Annotated in this window: 16 protein-coding genes; 12 read left to right on the top strand and 4 right to left on the bottom strand. The window is 58.3% G+C overall.

Annotation, left to right across the window (positions count from 1 at the left end; translation table 11 throughout):
* Positions 1 to 18 precede the first annotated feature (18 nt).
* Positions 19 to 2,409 carry a TonB-dependent siderophore receptor gene (locus tag J3P76_RS10860; protein ID WP_434701908.1) on the top strand — a complete coding sequence of 797 codons (2,391 nt, stop codon included), beginning with the start codon at positions 19 to 21 and terminating at the stop codon, positions 2,407 to 2,409.
* A 288-nt stretch (positions 2,410 to 2,697) separates the two neighbouring features.
* Here J3P76_RS10860 and J3P76_RS10865 read toward each other — a convergent pair whose 3' ends face one another.
* Together J3P76_RS10865 and J3P76_RS10870 are read right to left on the bottom strand one after the other, a co-directional pair.
* Positions 2,698 to 3,171, bottom strand: a complete 474-nt coding sequence (locus J3P76_RS10865) for a LysR substrate-binding domain-containing protein (protein ID WP_434701909.1) — start codon at positions 3,169 to 3,171, stop codon at positions 2,698 to 2,700.
* On the bottom strand, positions 3,158 to 3,658 hold the full coding sequence (locus J3P76_RS10870) for a MaoC/PaaZ C-terminal domain-containing protein (protein WP_434559341.1): 501 nt from the start codon (positions 3,656 to 3,658) through the stop codon (positions 3,158 to 3,160). The genes J3P76_RS10865 and J3P76_RS10870 overlap by 14 nt, the downstream gene beginning before the upstream one ends.
* 321 nt (positions 3,659 to 3,979) lie before the next feature.
* Here J3P76_RS10870 and J3P76_RS10875 point away from each other — a divergent pair, with 321 nt between their 5' ends.
* From J3P76_RS10875 to J3P76_RS10900, 6 genes are all read left to right on the top strand, one after another.
* Positions 3,980 to 5,005 (top strand): AraC family transcriptional regulator, encoded by a 1,026-nt coding sequence (locus tag J3P76_RS10875; RefSeq protein ID WP_434701910.1) that lies wholly within the window; start codon positions 3,980 to 3,982, stop codon positions 5,003 to 5,005.
* 284 nt (positions 5,006 to 5,289) lie between these two features.
* Positions 5,290 to 6,633: an MFS transporter gene (locus J3P76_RS10880; RefSeq protein WP_420763607.1), complete on the top strand. Its 1,344-nt coding sequence runs from the start codon at positions 5,290 to 5,292 to the stop codon at positions 6,631 to 6,633.
* Between the two features lie 41 nt (positions 6,634 to 6,674).
* Positions 6,675 to 7,421, top strand: a complete 747-nt coding sequence (locus J3P76_RS10885; protein ID WP_434647958.1) for a nitroreductase — start codon at positions 6,675 to 6,677, stop codon at positions 7,419 to 7,421.
* The gene (locus J3P76_RS10890) at positions 7,418 to 9,070 is read left to right on the top strand and encodes an AMP-binding protein (RefSeq protein WP_434701911.1); all 1,653 of its coding nucleotides are present in this window, start codon (positions 7,418 to 7,420) and stop codon (positions 9,068 to 9,070) included. Before J3P76_RS10885 ends, J3P76_RS10890 begins: the two co-directional genes overlap by 4 nt.
* A 50-nt stretch (positions 9,071 to 9,120) precedes the next feature.
* A complete protein-coding gene (locus tag J3P76_RS10895; RefSeq protein ID WP_434701912.1) occupies positions 9,121 to 10,428 on the top strand; it encodes an OprD family porin in 1,308 nt (435 codons plus the stop codon).
* A 161-nt stretch (positions 10,429 to 10,589) separates the two neighbouring features.
* Positions 10,590 to 11,090 (top strand): hypothetical protein, encoded by a 501-nt coding sequence (locus tag J3P76_RS10900; RefSeq protein WP_434606203.1) that lies wholly within the window; start codon positions 10,590 to 10,592, stop codon positions 11,088 to 11,090.
* A 3-nt stretch (positions 11,091 to 11,093) separates the two neighbouring features.
* On the opposite strand, the gene J3P76_RS10905 is transcribed toward J3P76_RS10900, so the two are convergent.
* Positions 11,094 to 12,011 carry a polyprenyl synthetase family protein gene (locus tag J3P76_RS10905; protein WP_434701913.1) on the bottom strand — a complete coding sequence of 306 codons (918 nt, stop codon included), beginning with the start codon at positions 12,009 to 12,011 and terminating at the stop codon, positions 11,094 to 11,096.
* Positions 12,012 to 12,228: 217 nt separating this feature from the next.
* Between J3P76_RS10905 and fni the strand changes: the two genes are divergently transcribed.
* The 5 genes from fni to J3P76_RS10930 are packed head-to-tail and all read left to right on the top strand — an operon-like array spanning position 12,229 to position 18,239.
* On the top strand, positions 12,229 to 13,284 hold the full coding sequence (gene fni, locus J3P76_RS10910) for a type 2 isopentenyl-diphosphate Delta-isomerase (RefSeq protein ID WP_434701914.1): 1,056 nt from the start codon (positions 12,229 to 12,231) through the stop codon (positions 13,282 to 13,284).
* Positions 13,281 to 14,579, top strand: a complete 1,299-nt coding sequence (locus J3P76_RS10915) for a glycosyltransferase (RefSeq protein WP_434701915.1) — start codon at positions 13,281 to 13,283, stop codon at positions 14,577 to 14,579. The genes fni and J3P76_RS10915 overlap by 4 nt, the downstream gene beginning before the upstream one ends.
* Positions 14,576 to 15,754: a lycopene beta-cyclase CrtY gene (gene crtY, locus J3P76_RS10920; protein WP_434701916.1), complete on the top strand. Its 1,179-nt coding sequence runs from the start codon at positions 14,576 to 14,578 to the stop codon at positions 15,752 to 15,754. The genes J3P76_RS10915 and crtY overlap by 4 nt, the downstream gene beginning before the upstream one ends.
* A complete protein-coding gene (locus J3P76_RS10925; protein WP_434606193.1) occupies positions 15,751 to 17,241 on the top strand; it encodes a phytoene desaturase in 1,491 nt (496 codons plus the stop codon). The genes crtY and J3P76_RS10925 overlap by 4 nt, the downstream gene beginning before the upstream one ends.
* A complete protein-coding gene (locus J3P76_RS10930) occupies positions 17,238 to 18,239 on the top strand; it encodes a phytoene/squalene synthase family protein (protein WP_434701917.1) in 1,002 nt (333 codons plus the stop codon). The genes J3P76_RS10925 and J3P76_RS10930 overlap by 4 nt, the downstream gene beginning before the upstream one ends.
* Here the strand turns inward: J3P76_RS10930 and J3P76_RS10935 are convergent.
* Complete coding sequence (locus J3P76_RS10935; protein ID WP_434676373.1) at positions 18,121 to 18,654, bottom strand: sterol desaturase family protein; 534 nt, start codon at positions 18,652 to 18,654, stop codon at positions 18,121 to 18,123. The two genes, J3P76_RS10930 and J3P76_RS10935, sit on opposite strands and share 119 nt — an antisense overlap.
* Positions 18,655 to 18,749: the final 95 nt, after the last annotated feature.

An 18,749-nucleotide genomic window follows, 5' to 3' on the forward strand; every position in this document is an offset into this window, starting at 1 on the left:
CTTTCTTGGAGCGAGAATATGAGTTCGTCCCCTGTTTCCCAGCGCCATCCATTAAGTCGTGCCTTGCACGGTGCGATTTTGGGGCTGATCGTAAGCAGCTACGCCTTGCCATCGCTGGCGCAAACGCCGAGCGCTGACCACAGCAATCAGGTCAGGCAGTGGAACATCGCTGCCGGCCCGCTGGCGCCGGCGCTTGACCGCTTTGCGCGCGAGGCTGGCATCAGCCTTTCCTTCGACGCGTCGAGTGTAGCGAACCGTACCACTGCTGGCGTGAATGGCACGCTCGATACGTCGGCAGCGCTGTCATCCTTGCTACAGGGAAGCGAATTGCAAATCCAACAGCAAGGCCCGAATGCCTATCTACTGTTCCCTCAGCCTACGCCCGCCGGCCCGCTGGAACTCGACACAACGTCCGTCGAGGACTATCGCCTTGCGCCCCTCATCATCAATGCCAAGGTCAGGGTCAGTGCCGACGACGACGCCAACTCGGTTGTCGCCAAGGAACTCTGGGTGGGCGGCAAGGTGGCAACCAGCATTCTCAATACACCGGCATCGGTGTCGGTTGTTACCAACAAGGAAATGGAACAACGCAGCGTCAGCACCACGGAAGAGGCGCTGCAATACACCCCCGGTGTGGTCAGTGACTTCTATGGTACGGATGACCGCAACGACTATTTCCAGATCCGGGGCTTCCAGGCCACCACCTACCGTGACGGCTTGACCCTGAGTTCGATGCGCGGCGTACGCGAAGATCCATTCGCTTACGAACGCATAGAGATTTTGCGTGGCGCCAACTCCACGCTGTTTGGCCCAGCGGACCCGGGCGGTTCGGTGAATTTCGTGACCAAACAGCCGCGCTTTGAGCAGTTTGGCCAAGGCTATGTGACCTACGGTTCGTTTGACCATGTCGAGACAGGCATCGATGTGGGGGATGCGCTGAACGACGAGAAAACCTTGGCTGGCCGCTTTACTGCCAAAGGCCAAAACAGCGACCGCGAGTACGATCACTCACAGGACGACAACCAGTTGCTGATGGGTGGCCTCACCTGGGCGCCCACGGATTACACGTCAGCCACCGTGATTCTGGACTATCTGAAAACCGAAAGTTCGCCCAACAGTGGCGGCTATCCGCTGGACAAGGAATACGACCGCAGCAAGTTTTATGGTGAGCCGAGCTACAACTTTCACGATGTCGAGCGCACCAGCCTCAGCGGTAACGTCACCCATGACTTCGACAACGGCTTCGTATTGCGCAGCAATCTGCGTTACAGCAAATTGACCGATGATTTTGGCTACGTTTACATCAGCGACAGCGCCGCGCGTGTCGGTACTACCGTTGACCGGTACTTGTTTGGAACGGACAGTGAGGCCGACCAGTTCAACGGCAACCTGATGCTGCAATACGATGCCCGCTTCGAGAACATCGACAGCAGCAGCCTGGTGGGCGTGGAATACCTCGATTCGACTACCAAGGAAAGCTCGGTCTACGCCCTGACGACCCCGATTGACGTTGCAAATCCCGTGTTTACTGGCGTTTCACGCTCTATCACCCCGTATGCGGTCAACAAGCGAGACGCGACCACCAAGGCCGTATTTCTTCAGCAGAACCTATCGTTCTACCAGCGTTTCATCGTCACCGCCGGTATGCGCAACGATTCGATGGACCTTACCAGCAAAGGCTTGCAATCGTCCGAAAAAGACAACTTCTCCGAAACCTCCTACCGAGGTGCGTTGACCTATATCGTCAACGATGAGGTGTCCACCTATGTGAGCATGGTGGAGTCCGTCTCGCCGCCTCAGGTTGGCGTAACACCGCAGACCGGCAGGCAGTACGAAGTGGGCGTGAAGTATGCGCCGATGGGGATGGACGCACTGTTCTCCGCGGCCGTTTATGACTTGACCCAGGAAAACGTCACCATCGCCGTGGTGCTGCCGAGCGGCATCATCGAGCAACAGACGGTGGGCGAATCGCGGGCGCGTGGCCTCGACCTGGAGGCCAAGGCGCAGGTGACGCAGAACCTCAGCCTGATTGGTGGCTACTCCTATATGGAGTCCGAGGTACTGCGCGGTTCGTTGTACGACGGCAGCTCCCTGAAGGGTAATGAGTTCACCACGGCACCCAAGCATTCCGCTTCGCTCTGGAGTTATTACGACGTGCCCGGCACTGATGTCAGCGTTGGCTTGGGCGCGCGCTACGTCGGCTCTTATTACTTCGATGCAGCCAACTCCGGCAAAAGCGATGGCGCCACGCTGTTCGACGCCGCGTTCAACTACGAGATCGCCAAGGGCACCGACCTTGCGGTGAACGTCAGCAACCTGCTGGATGAGCAGCACGTGGTCGGTTCCGGCACAGCGAACTTCTACAACCCGGGTCGCGAGATTACCGCCAAAGTGAGTTACAGCTGGTAAGCAGGCGTGTAAGCCTTTGTTCCCTATGGGAAGCGGTGCCCGCTATACGCGGGTACCGTCAACTTGGCCATCAATGTGCGGGACGAAAAGCAAGGGCGTTCGATTTTCATCGTTACGCGCCAGCGGTTGACTACGCGCGAAATCCAACGATGCTCACCGGAAAAAATCGCCTGATGTTCGTCCGGTTGTGGCACCTGAAAATGTTCGGTCCGAGCCGCGAGTCATTCGCCTTGGGGGCGGGCAGAGGAAGGTGGGACTGTTAATCAGGCCAACACCAATGAGGCCGCGCTAATGCCTCTTCTCTTGGAACAACGCACTCACCCATTCGACAAATACCCGCACATTGGGTGATAGATGACGGCGATCCGGAAACAACACGGAAACGGTTTTCGGCTCGACTGGAACATCCGGCAGAACTTCCACCAGACGCCCGCTATCGATGTATCGCTGCAGCGCCGGGCGCAGCCCCTGCACCATCCCAATCCCCGCCAATGCGCAGTAAAGCAATGCCTCTGCGTTGTCGACGACGATGCCGCTGCGCATCTTCACACTGATAATTTTACCGTTGCCCCTGAACCGCCAGGGCATGATCTGGCGGCGCTGTTCAACCATGAAGTTGACAGCCAGGTGCGCCTGCAGATCATCCAGCGTGGCTGGTAAACCATGTTTCTTTACGTAGGCGGGAGCCGCGCAGGTCACCAAAGCAACCTCGCCGATACGTTTGGCAACCAGGCTCGAATCATCCAGATCACCGAGCCGCACGGAACAATCGATGCCTTCTGCAATAAGGTCGGTCGCCCCTTCGCAATATCAATACGGCCACCTCATAAACAAGCACTGTTTTTCCGGAATGGGTGGTGACATCGACCTTAAACACGACCCAGCCCCGTTGATGATTTGACGCATGAATGAATGATCGAACGACTTGAACGGATAGCTTGAGCGTGTCTCCGGGCACCACCGGAGCAACCATCCTGAAACCATCGATCTTGCCACCCGCCACGACATTGGTTTGAAGCAGCAAGGCGTCGCACATCAGCCGCTGCGAAATACCGAAGGTTTGCACTGCACTGGCACAGTGCACGCCAAGCGGACTCGAACGGGCAAGGTCAGGATCTATGTGAATATCGAGAGGATCGTACTCTGCGGCAAAGGCAATGATCGCCTGCGTTGTAATAGGCGCAGATTGCTTGGCCGTCCAGAGGCTACCTGGCGTGAAGTCTTCCCAGTACAGCTCTTTCTCTGTCACGGTAACTCCTGGATTCTGTAGCGTCAGACTCAACGTAACCGAAGGTTGCCGGCCGATAGTGTCGGTGGGCGACGGCCTGGACAATGTCCAAAAGCCTCGGCGTGGTTGAATGTTTTGGACAACTATCAAGACCCGCCATCAAAGCCTGGGAAGAGGGCCCATGCGCTTGTTGATAACAAAACCTTCGGGTTGACAGGTCATGTCGAGAAGTCGGAACGTAGAAAGCGTTCAGGCTCGTCAGGTTGCCCAAGGCGGGACTGCCGAAGAGATTCAAAAGTCAGCATCAAGTCAGCAGGCAACCACCGGCAGAGGGGAAAGGGCGTGCTCATCCAGGATAAAGGAACGACTTCAATCGGATTGGTGCATGAGGCCCTGGAGGGCGCGTTGCGTCGCCAGCTGGACACCTCCCTTGCACTGCAGCAAGCACGTATCGACCCTGTACTCCTCACTTCCCCCCAAGCCAGGGTTTCGGCTGCAGCATTTTCTCGGCTGTGGGTCGCGCTCTCGGATCTGCTCGACGATGAGTTTTTCGCAATCGATAGCCATCCCATGCGACGGGGCAGCTTCCGATTGATGTGCCAGTCGTCGATTGACTGCGAGTCGTTAGAGCAAGCGTTGCGACGGATTCTGAAATTTTTGCGTCTCGTACTGGACGATATTCACGGTGAGCTGAGTTTTGATGGCGACTTCGCCGTTATCGTTATCCATGACAACGCCATTGAACGTCGTCTCTTTAGTTATGGAACATGGCTGATCCTTGTCCATGGACTGCTCTGCTGGTTGGGTAACAGACGCATTCCCATTAAAGAGCTCTGCTTCAGGCCGAATCGACCACTCGACGATAGCGACTATCGGATGCGCTTCTGTGAAGACATTCAGTTTGGTGCGCCAGTGACGATGATTCGTTTCGAGCGCAGTTTTCTAAGCCTCAAAGTCGCGCAAAACAAAGCCAGTCTATCGGCGTTCTTGAAGGAGTCGCCTGCCAGTCTGCTGGTGAAATATCGTAACGAGGACAGCATCAGCGCCCAGATCCGCCTCAGATTGAGAGGCCTCGATCCGGAGCAATGGCCAGAGCTGGACAAGATGGCAAGCACGCTGTGCATGTCTTATTCGACGCTCCAGCGAAGACTGCAGGCCGAGGGGGTCAGTTATCAGCGTTTGAAAGACAATCTGCGCCGTGACATGGCGATCAATCTGTTGTGCCAGCCGAATATGACCGTGACTGAAGTGGCTGCCCTCACGGGTTTCCAGGAAAGCAGTGCCTTTCATCGTGCATTCAAAAAGTGGACGGGCGTGAGTCCCGGCGCTTACCGCCGCTCCAATGCTGACGAATCGGGCGAGATTTAAAAGCGTTTCTTGCGCTTATACAAAAGCACTGCGTCCCCGCCAGATTACCTCCTGTGATCTGCAACTCGTTTCATCCACCAAAACCTCAACAAACCAGGGTCATCCCGGGCCCGGCGGGTAAGTCACGAGTGTCCAAAACGGTCACGTACAACGATGCCGTCGGGCATAGGCCGCCGCAAAGGCAACTCCTACGATGCGCTGCAGGTAGCCCTGGCATCGCCTGTCAAGCGAGCCAGTAACTCTTCGCACCTCACAAACAAAAACAAGATCGAAGGAGACGCGATATGCAGCCGGTAAACGTCTATACACTCGCGGTTGAATCAAAGTTCAACCGCTTCCATGGGCTCATCCTGTTTTGGTGTGTGCTCATTCTGATCATCGATGGTTATGACCTTGCGGTCGTCGGTGCAGCCCTTCCGGCGATCATGAAGGACATGAACGTCGATCCAACCAGCGCCGGCGTCATGGCGGGCTCTGCGCTCTTCGGAACGATGCTGGGGGCCATTTTTCTTGGCACGCTAGCCGATCGTATCGGGCGTCCCAGGATGATCGCCATCTGCGTGGCCTTGTTCAGTATTTTCACGGCGGCGGCAGGCCTCACCAGTGACCCGATCAGCTTCAGCGTAGCCCGCTTCATCGCCGGCCTTGGCATCGGCGGCGTACTGCCTATCTGCACCGCTCAGATGGGTGAATTTTCTCCACTCAAACTGCGTACTCGGCTGGTCACCCTGGTTTTCGCGGGGTACTCCGTGGGCGGAATCCTGGTCGCGCTGACGGGTAAGCAACTGATCGAGAGTCATGGATGGCAATGGGTGTTTTATGTGGCGTTGCTGCCCGTGGTGCTTATTCCCCTGATCCTGAAGACCATGCCTGAATCCATCGGCTACCTGCTCAAGACCGGACGTCAGGACGAACTGCGAGCGATCGCTCGTAAACTGGACCCTGCTCTCGTTATCGACGAAAACACGCTGATGACTGGGAACGCCACGGTCCTGGATAAGCAGCAAGCACCGGTTCGTAACTTATTCAGGGAGGGGCGGGGCTTCAGCACTTTAATGATCTGGGCCGCGTTCATGACGGGCCTGTTCATGGTCTACGCCCTTAACTCCTGGCTAACCAAGCTGATGGCGATGGCTGGATTCAGCCTGGGTTCTGCGTTGAATTTTGTGATTGTTTTCAACTTGGGAGCCATCGCCGGTGCAATAGGCGGAGGGTGGTTGAGCGACAAGCTGAACATCAAGCACGTATTGGTCTGCTTCTATATCGTCGGTGCGATTGCACTCACCGTTTTGGGTTATACGCGTTCAACGTCGTTGCTGTTTCCAGTGGTGTTCATCGTCGGCGCATCGACCCTGGGAACTCAATTGCTGGCGTATGCGTACGCCGGCGATTTCTACCCGTCATCGATTCGTTCAACCGGCGTGGGTTTCGCGTCTGGTGTGGGACGAATAGGCGCAATCGTCGCCCCTGTCCTGATTGGCTGGCTGGTGTCGTTGAACCTTGCGCTCGAGAAAAACTTCATGGCCATCAGCCTGGCTGGCCTCATTGGCGCTGTCGCCGTAACCCTGATCAATCAGTCACGCGCCGACTCTACCCAAGTCAGAAAATCCCCGGCCCTGTCGAACTGATGGATGTCCCCGTCTGTAGCTGAATCCGTGGAATTGAATGCATGAAAATGAATCGCTTATCCAAACCGCCCATACCGCCTGAACCGCTTGCTCAAACGGTTGATTGGGCGATCGCTTCGCGCCGCAGTATTCGGGCTTTCTTGCCCACTCCTGTACCGCGCGAAGACATTGAGGCGATCCTTGATGTCGCTCGGTTCTGCGCTACGGGGGTGAACATGCAGCCTTGGCGCGTGCATGTCGTCACTGGAGAAGCAAAGGCTCGTCTTTCATGCGCCATCGCGGAAATTGACAACGATCCATCACAGAGCAACGACCTTGAAGATGCCTATGACTATTACCCACGCGAGTGGACTTCACCCTACGTGGATCGGAGAAGGCAGGTCGGGTGGGAGCTCTATGGGCTGCTGGGCATTGAAAAGGGAGACAAGCAGCGGATGCATGCGCAACACGGCCGCAATTACCAGTTCTTCGACGCCCCAGTCGGCCTGATCTTCACCATGGATCGGGTGTTGAAGGAAGGCAGCCTTCTTGACTACGGCATGTTTCTACAGGCCGTGATGGTCGCTGCGCGTGGAAGGCATCTGCACACCTGCCCACAAGCCGCTTTTTTGAAATATCACCAGGTCATTTCGCAAGCCCTTGCGATTCCCTCGGATCAAATGCTGGTTTGCGGAATGAGCCTTGGATACGCCGACGAGAGCAGCATCGAGAACACCTTGGTCACTGATCGGGAGCCGGTGAGCGCGTTCTGCACTTTTCATCACAATAATAAGGAAACAACATCATGACCCCTGGTGCTTATGAAAGTGGGCTTGATCGCTGCAAGGCCAACTATCTGCCCCTGACGCCACTTGGTTTTCTGGATCGGGCAGCCCTTGTGCACCCGGATCGGGTAGCGGTGGTGCATGGCGAACTGCAACGAACCTGGCGTGAAACCCGCGAACGCTGCTATCGACTTGCCTCGGCACTTTGCGAAAAAGGCCTGGGAGCAGGGGACACCGTTTCAATTCTGTCTCCTAATACTCCTGCCATGCTCGAAGCGCATTTCGGGGTCCCCCTCAGCGGCGCGGTACTCAATGCGGTCAACTACCGCCTCGATGCCGAAGGTGTGGCATTCATTCTGCGTCATGGCGAATGCAAGTTGCTGCTGGTGGATCGAGAGTTTGCTGCGCTTGCGAAGGCTGCATTGGCACTCCTCGAACATCCCCCGATGGTGATTGATATCAATGATCACCTGGCGCCACTTTGCGCGAGTGTCGCAGACATTGACTACGAAACCTTCATCCGCAGCGGCAGCCCTGATTTCGAAGGCGTCTGGCCGGATGATGAGTGGCAGCCGATAGCACTCAACTACACCTCCGGTACAACCGGTGATCCAAAGGGCGTCGTCGCGAGCCATCGTGGCACCTACCTCATGAGTCTGCTGCAGATGACCAACTGGCCGCTCACGCGGGCGCCTCGTTACCTGTGGACATTGCCGATGTTCCACGCCAACGGATGGTGTTTTACCTGGGCGATCACGGCTGTGGCCGGCACGCACGTCTGCCTGAGAAAAGTGTGCGCAGAGACGGTGTTCGATGCGATCGATAACCACGGTGTCGATCACTTCTGTGCGGCGCCGATTGTCATGGCCATGATTGCCAACGCCGAAGACCGCCCCGCGCTCAAGACGCCGGTTCGAGTGTTGACTGCTGGTTCTCCACCTCCGGCCAGCATACTCAACGCAGTTGTTTCACGAGGCTTCGACGTGGACCACGTGTACGGAATTACCGAAGTGTCCGGTACGCCGATCAGCTGCGTCTGGCAAGACGGTTGGGACGATTTAACGCCCGGTGAGCAAGGCGCTTTGCGAGTACGCCAAGGGGCTCGTGCAGCCGCCTTCGAAGGTTTGATGGTGGCTGACGCCGATACGATGCGGCCAGTCGCAAAAGATGGCCAGACAACGGGTGAGCTGCTGCTCAGGGGCAACACCGTAATGATGGGTTATCTGAAGAATGACATTGCAACCCGAAAAGCATTCGAAGGCGGTTGGTTTCATACGGGTGATGTCGCCGTCGTGCACCCTGACGGCTACGTCCAGATTACCGACCGGTGCAAAGACGTGATTATCTCCGGTGGGGAAAATATTTCGTCTGTAGAGATCGAGGAGGCGATCCACTGTCACCCGTCTGTTCTGTATGCCGCGGTAGTCGCTCAGCCGGATGACAAATGGGGTGAAGTACCGTGCGCGTTTGTCGAGCTGAAAACGGGCGTCGAGCCTCCCACCGAAGCAGAAATAATGGAGTTCTGCCAAGCACGTCTGGCTCGATTCAAATGTCCGCGCAGGGTGGTCTTTACGGTGTTGCCGAAAACCGCAACCGGGAAAATCCAAAAGTTTGTACTTCGTGAGCAGGCAGGCAGTCGCGATGCCATTGTCCGTTTGGCTTCGAATGGCTAGGTCGTAGTCGCTTCCATCACCTACTAAAAATAAGAATCGGAGCGTTATAAGTGAGCCTGAAAAAAATAACTGCAACGTTGGTGTCTGGCAGCATCGCCCTCAGTGGCCAGGCCTTTGCCGACTTTCTAAGTGATAGCAAAGCCACCTTGGGCATGAGGAGCTTCTACTTCAATAACGACAACCGCGATGGTGTCGCTGCCCCTTCAAAAACCGAAGAGTGGGCGCAGGGCTTCATGCTGGACTTCAAGTCGGGTTATACCGAGGGCGCCGTTGGTTTTGGTGTTGATGCCCTTGGGTTGCTGGGCGTCACCCTGGACAGTGGCAAGGGACGTCACGTTGGCAGTTCGATGATTCCCTCGGACAGTGACAACCGCGCCGTCGACGAGTGGAGCCGGCTGGGACTGACCGCGAAGGTCAAAATGTCCAGGACCGAACTGCGCTACGGCACCTTGATTCCGAAACTTCCGATTCTGGTCGCCAACGATGGACGGGTGCTTCCACAAACCTTCGAGGGCGGCCAAATGACTTCGAGCGAGTTCAAGGACTTGACCCTGACGGGTGGGCGAATTGAACGGGCAACCGGTCGTGCCTCAACGGATCAGACGGGGCTCGCCGCTATGGGCGGTACGCGTCAAAGCAACCAGTTCGCCTTCGCCGGGGGTGACTGGAAAGTCACCAAGGACCTGACGGCTCAGTACTACTATGCCCAGCTCGAAAACTACTACAACCAACAGTTTTTCGGACTGACGCACACCCTCGCGTTCTCGGACAGTCAATCGTTGAAAACCGACCTGCGTTACTTCAGGACTGACGCGTCAGGTGAAAACAGTTCCGGTACATCGGGCTACCGAATCAGCGGTTACACCAAAAACGGAGATGGCGTTATCGACAATCGTCTCTGGAGTGCTGCATTGATCTACAGCATCGGCGCTCATGCGATGACGGCGGGTTACCAAAGCGTCTCGGACGGTAGCAGCTTCACCCAGCTCAATCAGGGTGGCCTGATAGATAAAGGCGCAGCAGGCAGCTCCTTATACCTGCACACAGATCGTCTGATCCAGAGTTTCACCCGTGCAGGGGAGCGCACAGTATTCGGTCAGTATGTCTATGACTTCGCCGCCCTGGGTGTCCCGGGCCTGAAAGCCTCGGTCATGTACCTCTCCGGTGACAACATCAAGACGAGATCCGGTGACGATCAGAAAGAATGGGAGAGGGATATCTTTCTGGACTACGTCATTCAGTCGGGAGCGCTCAAAGGGGTTGGCTTCGGCTGGCGTAACGGTAAATCCAATAGCGAAGCCGCCCGTGACCAGGACCATAACCGGGTGTTTGTCAGCTACAGCATTGCGCTGCTCTAAGGGCGCAGCATCGCCATCCTCGGCCCGGCGCCCCCGTGGCAACGCGCTTGCGAGCAGGTCAGGCAACAAAAGCATTAATGCGCTAGAGCGCGACAGCCAGGCTGACGTAGGATGGCGTCAGCGCTTCACTCCGTGACTTTCCTCGAATAAGGTACGAAACCATGCGGCTTATGATCCTGCTGATCGGTGCACTACTGAACTTCCACGTGTTGGCGCAGGAGTCAGCCCAATCAAAAGCTCTGGATCAACCTAAAGATCTAAACCAGCCGGCGATGAAGTGGACCCTGCTGGATCAGAACGAGAAGGCGTATACCTTGAACGACAGCGCTCAGGTGCTGTTGATAGCGCGCAGTATGTCGGCCGCCAAGTTAGTGGATGCGGCGATGGACGGTCACCCGGAGGGCTATCTGGAAGCGCGCCACATTGTGTACCTGGCGGATATCGAGAAGATGCCTTCCATGATCAAGCTGGTGGCAGTACCGGCCATGCGTTCGGCCAAATACAGAATTATGCTCGACCAGGACGGCAGGGTTGCCACCCGCTATGGCGGCGACCGGGACACCGTTCAGTGGCTCGCCTTGAACAATGGCGCGGTCGTCAATGAGCAGCGTTTTGCCGACGCCGAAAAGTTGAAACAAGCAATCGCCGAGCAGGCCAAGTAGGCCCTACAGCCTTGCGCCACGTTGTCGCACCGCTTTCTCGAAGATCATCCGCACATACCAGGTGATCATTCGCGAGGGCCCGAAAACTTCTCGCAAATGGCTTTCGGCGCTCATTAGATGAGCCTCTAGCTGTTCGCGGACTTTTTGCTCGCCGTAAAGCGCAATGAACGTCGACTTGCCCTCGTCCTTGCCCTGGTCCTTATTGCTGTCCGGACAACGATCCAAAAGGTCATCATGCATTTGGAACGCCTGACCCAGCTCAACGGCGAAGTCCTGCAAGATCGGGCGTGTGTGAGCTTTGGCACCACTGATCAGCCAGGCCATGTCCATGATCGCGCTAAACAGTACCCCCGTCTTGAGGTTGTTGGTCAGTGCAATTTCCTCGGGGGGGCGGTTTTTCTGGCCGTCACGCAGATCCTTGAACTGACCCTTGACCAGACCCTGCATGCCAACGGTATTGGCCATGACCTCCACCAATTGCATGCGGATTGCGGGTGCCAGATCGGTAATCCCGGCGGCCACCCCGAATGCGCGGCTGAGGAGGGCAACGGCGGCAAGAATCGCCACGTCTTCGCCAAACTTCAGGTGCACGGTCGGCTGCCCACGGCGCAATCGGGCGTTGTCCATGCACGGCATGTCGTCCAGAACCAGTGACGCTGCGTGGATCAATTCCACGGCGCAGCCCAATTCCAGTGCCTGATCACCACCGTGCCCCAAGCCTTGTGCAGCCAGTATCAACAGAATCGGCCGCATCCGCTTGCCGGGCGCCAGCGTGGAGTCACGCATGGCCAGCGCGACAAGGTCGCGCTCGTCGCTGCTGCTCGGCAGCAGTTGGTCCAGACGCTGCTCAATAGCCGCGCGCACATCTTCCAAACGTTCGCTAAACCCATATTCGACGGTTGCGTCAGGCTCGATGGTCATCGGTCTTGACCTTTGCTTTAAGGGCAGTTGTGAAGGGTGATCTGCTTTCTGGTGGTTCACGTGATGGGCCTCAAACTCTGAACCACTTTGAATAACCAGTGCCTCAATTATCAGTCAGCGTTGCACACAAGTTGTACGATCGGCCTAAGCTTGTATAACGCCACTCAACAAAATGACCACGCGCGCCGCGAAATGATTCAACCGAATTGGAGCTTTCATGACCGAGCATCCCTTAAGTCGGAGAAAGGATGATCATCTCAATATCGTGCTGGACGGCCGTGGTGTGAGCCATAACCCACGACAGGGTGGCGGCAACGGGCTGGATGCCTTTCAGTTCGAGCATTGCGCGTTGCCCGAGCTGAATCTGAACGACATTGACCTTGCCAGCGCGCTGGTTGGGATCCCCCTCAGAGCGCCCTTGCTGATCAGTTCCATGACCGGCGGGGCGCAGCGTTCTTCGGCCATTAACCGCCATCTGGCTGAGGCCGCCCAGGAGCTTGGCATCGCCATGGGCGTAGGTTCGCAGCGCGTCGGTCTGCGCAGTGGCAACGATCAGGGCTTGACCCGTGAGCTGCGGCGGCTGGCGCCCGACATCCCGTTACTGGGAAATATCGGCGCGGCACAGTTATTGGAAAAGGATGGCCAGGAGTTGGCGCGCCGCGCCGTGGAGACTTTGCAGGCCAACGCTTTGATCATTCATCTGAACCCGTTGCAGGAAGCCGTTCAGGCCGAAGGTGATCGGGATTGGCGAGGCGTGCTGGATGCCATCGGGCTGACGGTGCAAAGTCTCGGCGTGCCGGTGATCGTCAAGGAAGTCGGGGCGGGTATATCGGCATCGGTGGCGGTGGCCCTGGCTGGAGTCGGGGTCAGCGTGATCGATGTGGCAGGCAGCGGCGGCACCAGTTGGGCAGCGGTAGAGGCTGAACGCGCCAGCAGCCCCGCCGATCGCGAGGTGGCAATGGCGTTTGCCGATTGGGGTATAACGACGTCCACCAGCCTGATCGGCGTGCGTGAGGCATTGCCCGGCATGACGCTGATTGCATCCGGCGGCATTCGCAACGGCGTGGATGCGGCCAAGGCGCTGTGTCTGGGGGCCGACCTGGTAGGGCAGGCGGCCGGAGTGCTGCGCGATGCGACGGTGTCGACAGCGTCGGTCATCGAGCATTTCGACATCGTCATCAAGCAGCTGCGCATTGCCTGTTTCTGCACCGGTTCCGGAGATCTGGCGGCATTGCGTCAAGCCAGATTACTGCCACCGGTTCATCGCCCATGAGCCATTTCGGCGTGGTGACCCCGGCGTTCCATAGCCACTTCCAGGCCTTTCAGGCGCTGGCGGTAGAGCTGTTGAATCGTGGGCATCAGGTCACGTTCTTCCAGCAGGCCGACGCGCGCCGTTGGCTGGGTGATTCGCGCATCGGTTTTCATGCGATGGCTGCTAGCAGCCATCCACCGGGGAGCCTGGACGCTGTGCTGCAGCGCGCGGCCAGCTCTAATAACCCGCTGACCTTGCGGCGGGTTATTGCCGATATGTGTGCAACCACAAACATGCTGTGTAATGAATTACCCGCGGCGCTGGCTTACGAGCAGGTCGATGCACTGCTCTGCGATCAGATGGAAGCTGCCGGTGGGCTGGTCGCCGAGGCCTTGGGGCTACCTTATGTCTCGGTGGCTTGCGCGTTGCCGGTCAACCGCGAGCCAGGCTTGCCGCTGCCGGTGATGCCGTTTGCCTACGGTCGCGACGAACGTAGCCTACGCATGTACGCCGGTAGCCAGCAGGTCTACGATTGGCTGATGCGACCGCTCAGAGACGTATTGCGGGGTGCATGTCGACGGCTTGCCATCGTGCCTCGCGATGCGCTGCATGAATGCCTTTCTCCGCTTGCCCACATCAGTCAGACCCTTGCGGGATTTGATTTTCCCCGTTTGCAGCAGCCCGCGCATTTCCACGCAGTCGGACCGTTGCGCCTGCCTTTTTCGGGTACGGGGCAACCTTCGCTAGGCAATGAAACCTTCGAGTGGCAGATTGATAAAAATCGACCCTTTGTCTTCGCCAGCCTGGGTACCTTGCAGGGCGGGCGCCTGGGTATGTTCCGGCAGATTGCAAAGGCTTGCCGTCGCCTGGATGCGCAATTGTTGGTCGCCCATTGCGGCAGGCTTGATTCGGTTCAGGAACGCATGCTTCTCGACAGTGGCGCGACCTGGGTCACTGCGTTCGCCCCCCAGCAAGCGGTGCTTGAACACGCCGATGTAGTCGTGACCCATGGAGGACTCAACACCGTGATGGATGCCATAGCCACCACTACGCCGATGCTCGTCATGCCCATCGGTTTTGACCAGCCGGGGGTGGCTGCGCGTGTCAGCTACCGAGACCTGGGCCTGAAGTTGAACCGCCGGGCGAGCGCCGCCACCATTGCTGATGGGCTGGCCCGGCTGCTTGTTCTGCCACGAGAGCCCTTACAGCGGATGGCGGCTGAGTTGCAGCGCGCCGGTGGCGCCAGCAAAGCGGCGGACATCGTTGAGGCGGCGGTGCGTAGCGGCGAACCCGTGCTGACGCAGGCGGTGGCATGAACTATGACCTGATCCTCGCCGGTGGTGGGCTGGCCAATGGGCTGATCGCCTGGCGGCTCAAGCAGTTGCGCCCTGAGTTACAGGTGCTGTGCGTTGAAGAGCAGGCCCGGATCGGTGGTAACCATACCTGGTCCTTTCACGACTCGGACTTGACGGCCGAGCAACATCAGTGGATCAGGCCCTTGGTGGTTCAAACCTGGCCTGCCTACGAGGTGCATTTCCCGGGGCGTTCGCGACGGCTGAACAGCGGTTATGCCAGCATCACCTCCGAACGCTTTGCCCAAGTGATCGAACCGGCGCTCAGTGACGAGGGGCGGGCAGGGTTGCGTGTGTCACAGCGGATCGAACAGATCACCCCGACTTCGCTGTTGCTGGAGGACGGCGAACAGCTGTGGGCCAAAGCCGTCATCGACGGGCGTGGCGTCCAGCACAGCGAACATCTGGTGCTGGGCCAACAGGCGTTCCTGGGTCAGGTGCTGCAGCTACAGGCCCCTCATGGGCTGGACGTGCCCATCATCATGGACGCCCGGGTGGCTCAAGGACAGGGCTATCGTTTCGTCTACGTCTTGCCGTTTTCAGCCGACACGGTGCTGGTGGAGGACACCCACTACGTTGACCGCCAGAGCTTTTCTTCAGAACAACTGCGCCAGCATGTCCGTGATTATGTGCAAGATCGCGGATGGATCATTGCCCGCTGCCTTCGCGAAGAGCAAGGCGTGTTGCCGATCACCCTGGCAGGCGACTTTTCCGGCTTCTGGCGCGAGGCGCCCGGCCAGCCGCGTTCCGGTTTGCGGGCCGGTCTTTGCCATTGCACAACAGGTTATTCGTTGCCCCAGGCGGTGCAACTGGCGGACTGGGTCGCCCGCCAGCAGAACCTGCAGGCGGACGCCTTATACCTTGGCATTCGCGCATTCGCTGAACAGGCGTGGCGGCGCCAGGGGTTTTACCGTTTGCTTAATCGCATGCTGTTCCTGGCAGGCAAACCCCAGGACCGCTGGCGGGTGATGCAACGTTTTTATGGTCTGCCCGAGGGGCTGATCAGGCGTTTCTATTCGGGCGACAGCACGCTGCAGGACAAGCTTAGAGTGCTGATCGGCAAGCCGCCTGTTCCCATCAATGAGGCCCTGCACGCGGCACGTCGCTGCCTGCCTCGGCATTACAAGGATCAAGCATGACCCAGGGGAAAAGCGCGATTGTGATTGGCGCAGGCTTTGGTGGCCTGGCACTGGCGATCCGGCTGCAGGCGGCGGGCGTGCAAACCACCTTGCTGGAAAAACGCGACAAGCCCGGCGGCCGCGCCTATGTGTATCACGACGAGGGATTCACTTTCGATGCCGGGCCGACGGTGATTACCGATCCCACCGCCATCGAGGAATTGTTCACAGCGGCCGGCAGATCCATGCGTGACTACGTCGAGATGCTGCCGGTCTCGCCGTTCTATCGCTTGTGCTGGGAGGACGGTACGCAGTTTGACTATGCCAACGATCAGGCCGAGCTGGACCGCAATATCTCCAGGCTCAACCCCAAGGATGTTGAAGGCTACCAGCGGTTTCTGGCGTACTCCAAGGCGGTTTTTCGCGAGGGTTATCTCAAGCTGGGCGCCGTGCCGTTTTTGTCGTTTCGGGACATGGTCAAGGCCGGGCCGCAGCTAGCTCGGCTGCAGGCGTGGCGCAGTGTCTACTCGATGGTTTCTGAATTTATCGAAGACGAAAAACTGCGCCAGGCGTTTTCGTTTCACTCCCTGCTGGTGGGCGGCAATCCGTTTTCCACCTCATCGATCTACACCTTGATCCATGCACTGGAGCGCGAATGGGGCGTGTGGTTTCCCAAGGGAGGGACGGGGGCGCTAGTGCAGGGGCTGGTGAGGTTTTTCGAAGACCTCGGCGGGCGTTTCGAGCTCAATGCCGACGTCGCCAGCATCGAGGTGCAAGCGGGCAGGGCCAGCGGCGTGCGCTTGAAAAACGGTCGCTTGCTGAATGCCGACTGCGTCGCTTCCAATGCGGACGTGGTGCATACCTATGAGCAACTTCTGGGCGGCCATGCCCGTGGCATCAAGGAAAGCGCGCGCCTCAAAGGCAAGCGTTTCAGCAACTCGCTGTTCGTCATCCATTTCGGCCTCAAGCGGCCGCAACCTCAGCTTCGACACCACACGGTCTGCTTCGGGCCGCGCTACCGGTCATTGATTCAAGAAATATTCAATGGCGCTGAGCTGGCTGAGGATTTCTCGCTCTACCTGCATGCGCCCTGCATCACGGATCCGAGTCTCGCCCCGCCGGGCTGCTCCAGCCACTACGTGCTCTCGCCGGTTCCTCATCTGGGTAACGCGCCTATCGACTGGGAGGTAGAGGGGCCACGCTACCGTGATCGGATTTTCGCGTATCTGGAAAAACACTACATGCCTGGCCTGCGGGAAGATTTGGTGACCAGTCGGATTTTCAACCCGGATGATTTTCGCAGTGAGTTGAACGCACATTTGGGTTCGGCGTTTTCACTTGAACCTGTCCTTTGGCAGAGTGCCTGGTTCCGGCCCCATAACCGCGACGCGAGCCTTGGCAACGTTTACCTGGTGGGCGCGGGCACTCACCCCGGTGCGGGCGTCCCCGGTGTCATCGGCTCGGCCAAGGCCACGGCAGGTTTGATGCTGGAGGATCTGCACTCATGAATCGCGATGCTAACCAGGACCAAGTCCTGCTGGAGCATGCCGAACGCAGCATTGCTGTGGGCTCGAAGAGCTTTGCCGCGGCCTCGCGCTTGTTCGACCCCTCGACCCGGGCCAGCGCCATGATGCTCTATGCGTGGTGCCGGCATTGCGATGACGTGATAGATGGTCAGGAGGCGGGGCATTCGGCGACCGTGTTGAACCAGTTCGACATTGAACGGCGCCTTGCCGACCTTACCGCTCAGACTTGGGCGGTGTACGCCGGGTTGCCTGTGCAGCACGAAGCCTTCGCTGCTTTCAGAGAGGTGGTGGTCAAACATCGCATTCAGGAGCGTTATGCCCTGGAGCACCTGGCGGGTTTTGCGATGGATGTACACCAGCGCCGCTATCAGAGCGTAAACGACACCTTGGACTACTGCTACCACGTGGCCGGGGTCGTCGGGCTGATGATGGCTCAGGTCATGGGCGTCAGCGACCAAAAGACATTGGACCGCGCCTGCGACCTGGGCATGGCGTTTCAATTGACCAACATTGCCCGGGATATCGTCGAAGACGCTGCCGTCGGCCGGTGCTATCTGCCACGAGACTGGCTGGATGAGCTTTCGATCCCCGAGGCGTCACTTGCCGACGATCAGCATCGGCCCGGTCTGGCCATCCTCGCGCAACGGCTGGTGCAGCTGGCCGAGCCTTTTTACGCCAGTGCCGAGGCGGGATTAAGGGCATTGCCGTGGCGCTCCGCGTGGGCGGTGGCGACTGCGTCGGGTGTCTATCGGCAAATTGGCATCAAGGTCTCAAGGCGGGGCGAGCATGCCTGGGATACGCGGGTGTCGACCTCGAAGGTCGACAAGTTGCGGCATGTGCTCGGCGGCCTGTGCCGCGCCGTCACTGCTCGCGGGCGTCACTGGCCTGAGCGTCTGCCGAGCCTGTGGCAGCGCCCGGATCATTCTTGCGAAGAGGTCCGCCATGCAGATCGCGCAACTGAACCCGAAGCACCGCGGTAGGTGGGGCATAGAGAAAACCGAATGAGACACAGCGGTCCTTGCCCGACACGGCATGGTGCATCAAATGCGCTTGATACAGACGCTTGAGATAGCCGGTGCGGGGGACGTACTTCAATGGCCAGCGTTTGTGGACTAGCCCATCATGGGCCAGAAAGTACAGGAAACCGTAAGCCGTCATCCCGGCCCCTATCCATTCCAGCGGGTGCATGCCCTGGGTGCCAAGCGCGATCAGTACGATGGCGATCAGCGCAAACGCGATCGCGTACAGGTCGTTTTTCTCGAACCAGCCGGTGCGGGGCTCATGATGGGAGCGGTGCCAGCCCCAGCCCCAGCCGTGCATCACATATTTGTGGGCGAGAAACGCAAAACCCTCCATACCGATAAGGGTCGCGAAAAAAACCAGTGCGTTCGTCATGAGGCGGGTCATCCGAGCAAAGACACAGCATCGGACTGCGCCGAGGCGGTGAACGTTCTAACATCTAACAATGCGATCTTGGCCCCGTTGAGCTG

This window comes from Pseudomonas sp. D1-36 (assembly GCF_051132205.1).
GTDB lineage: Bacteria > Pseudomonadota > Gammaproteobacteria > Pseudomonadales > Pseudomonadaceae > Aquipseudomonas.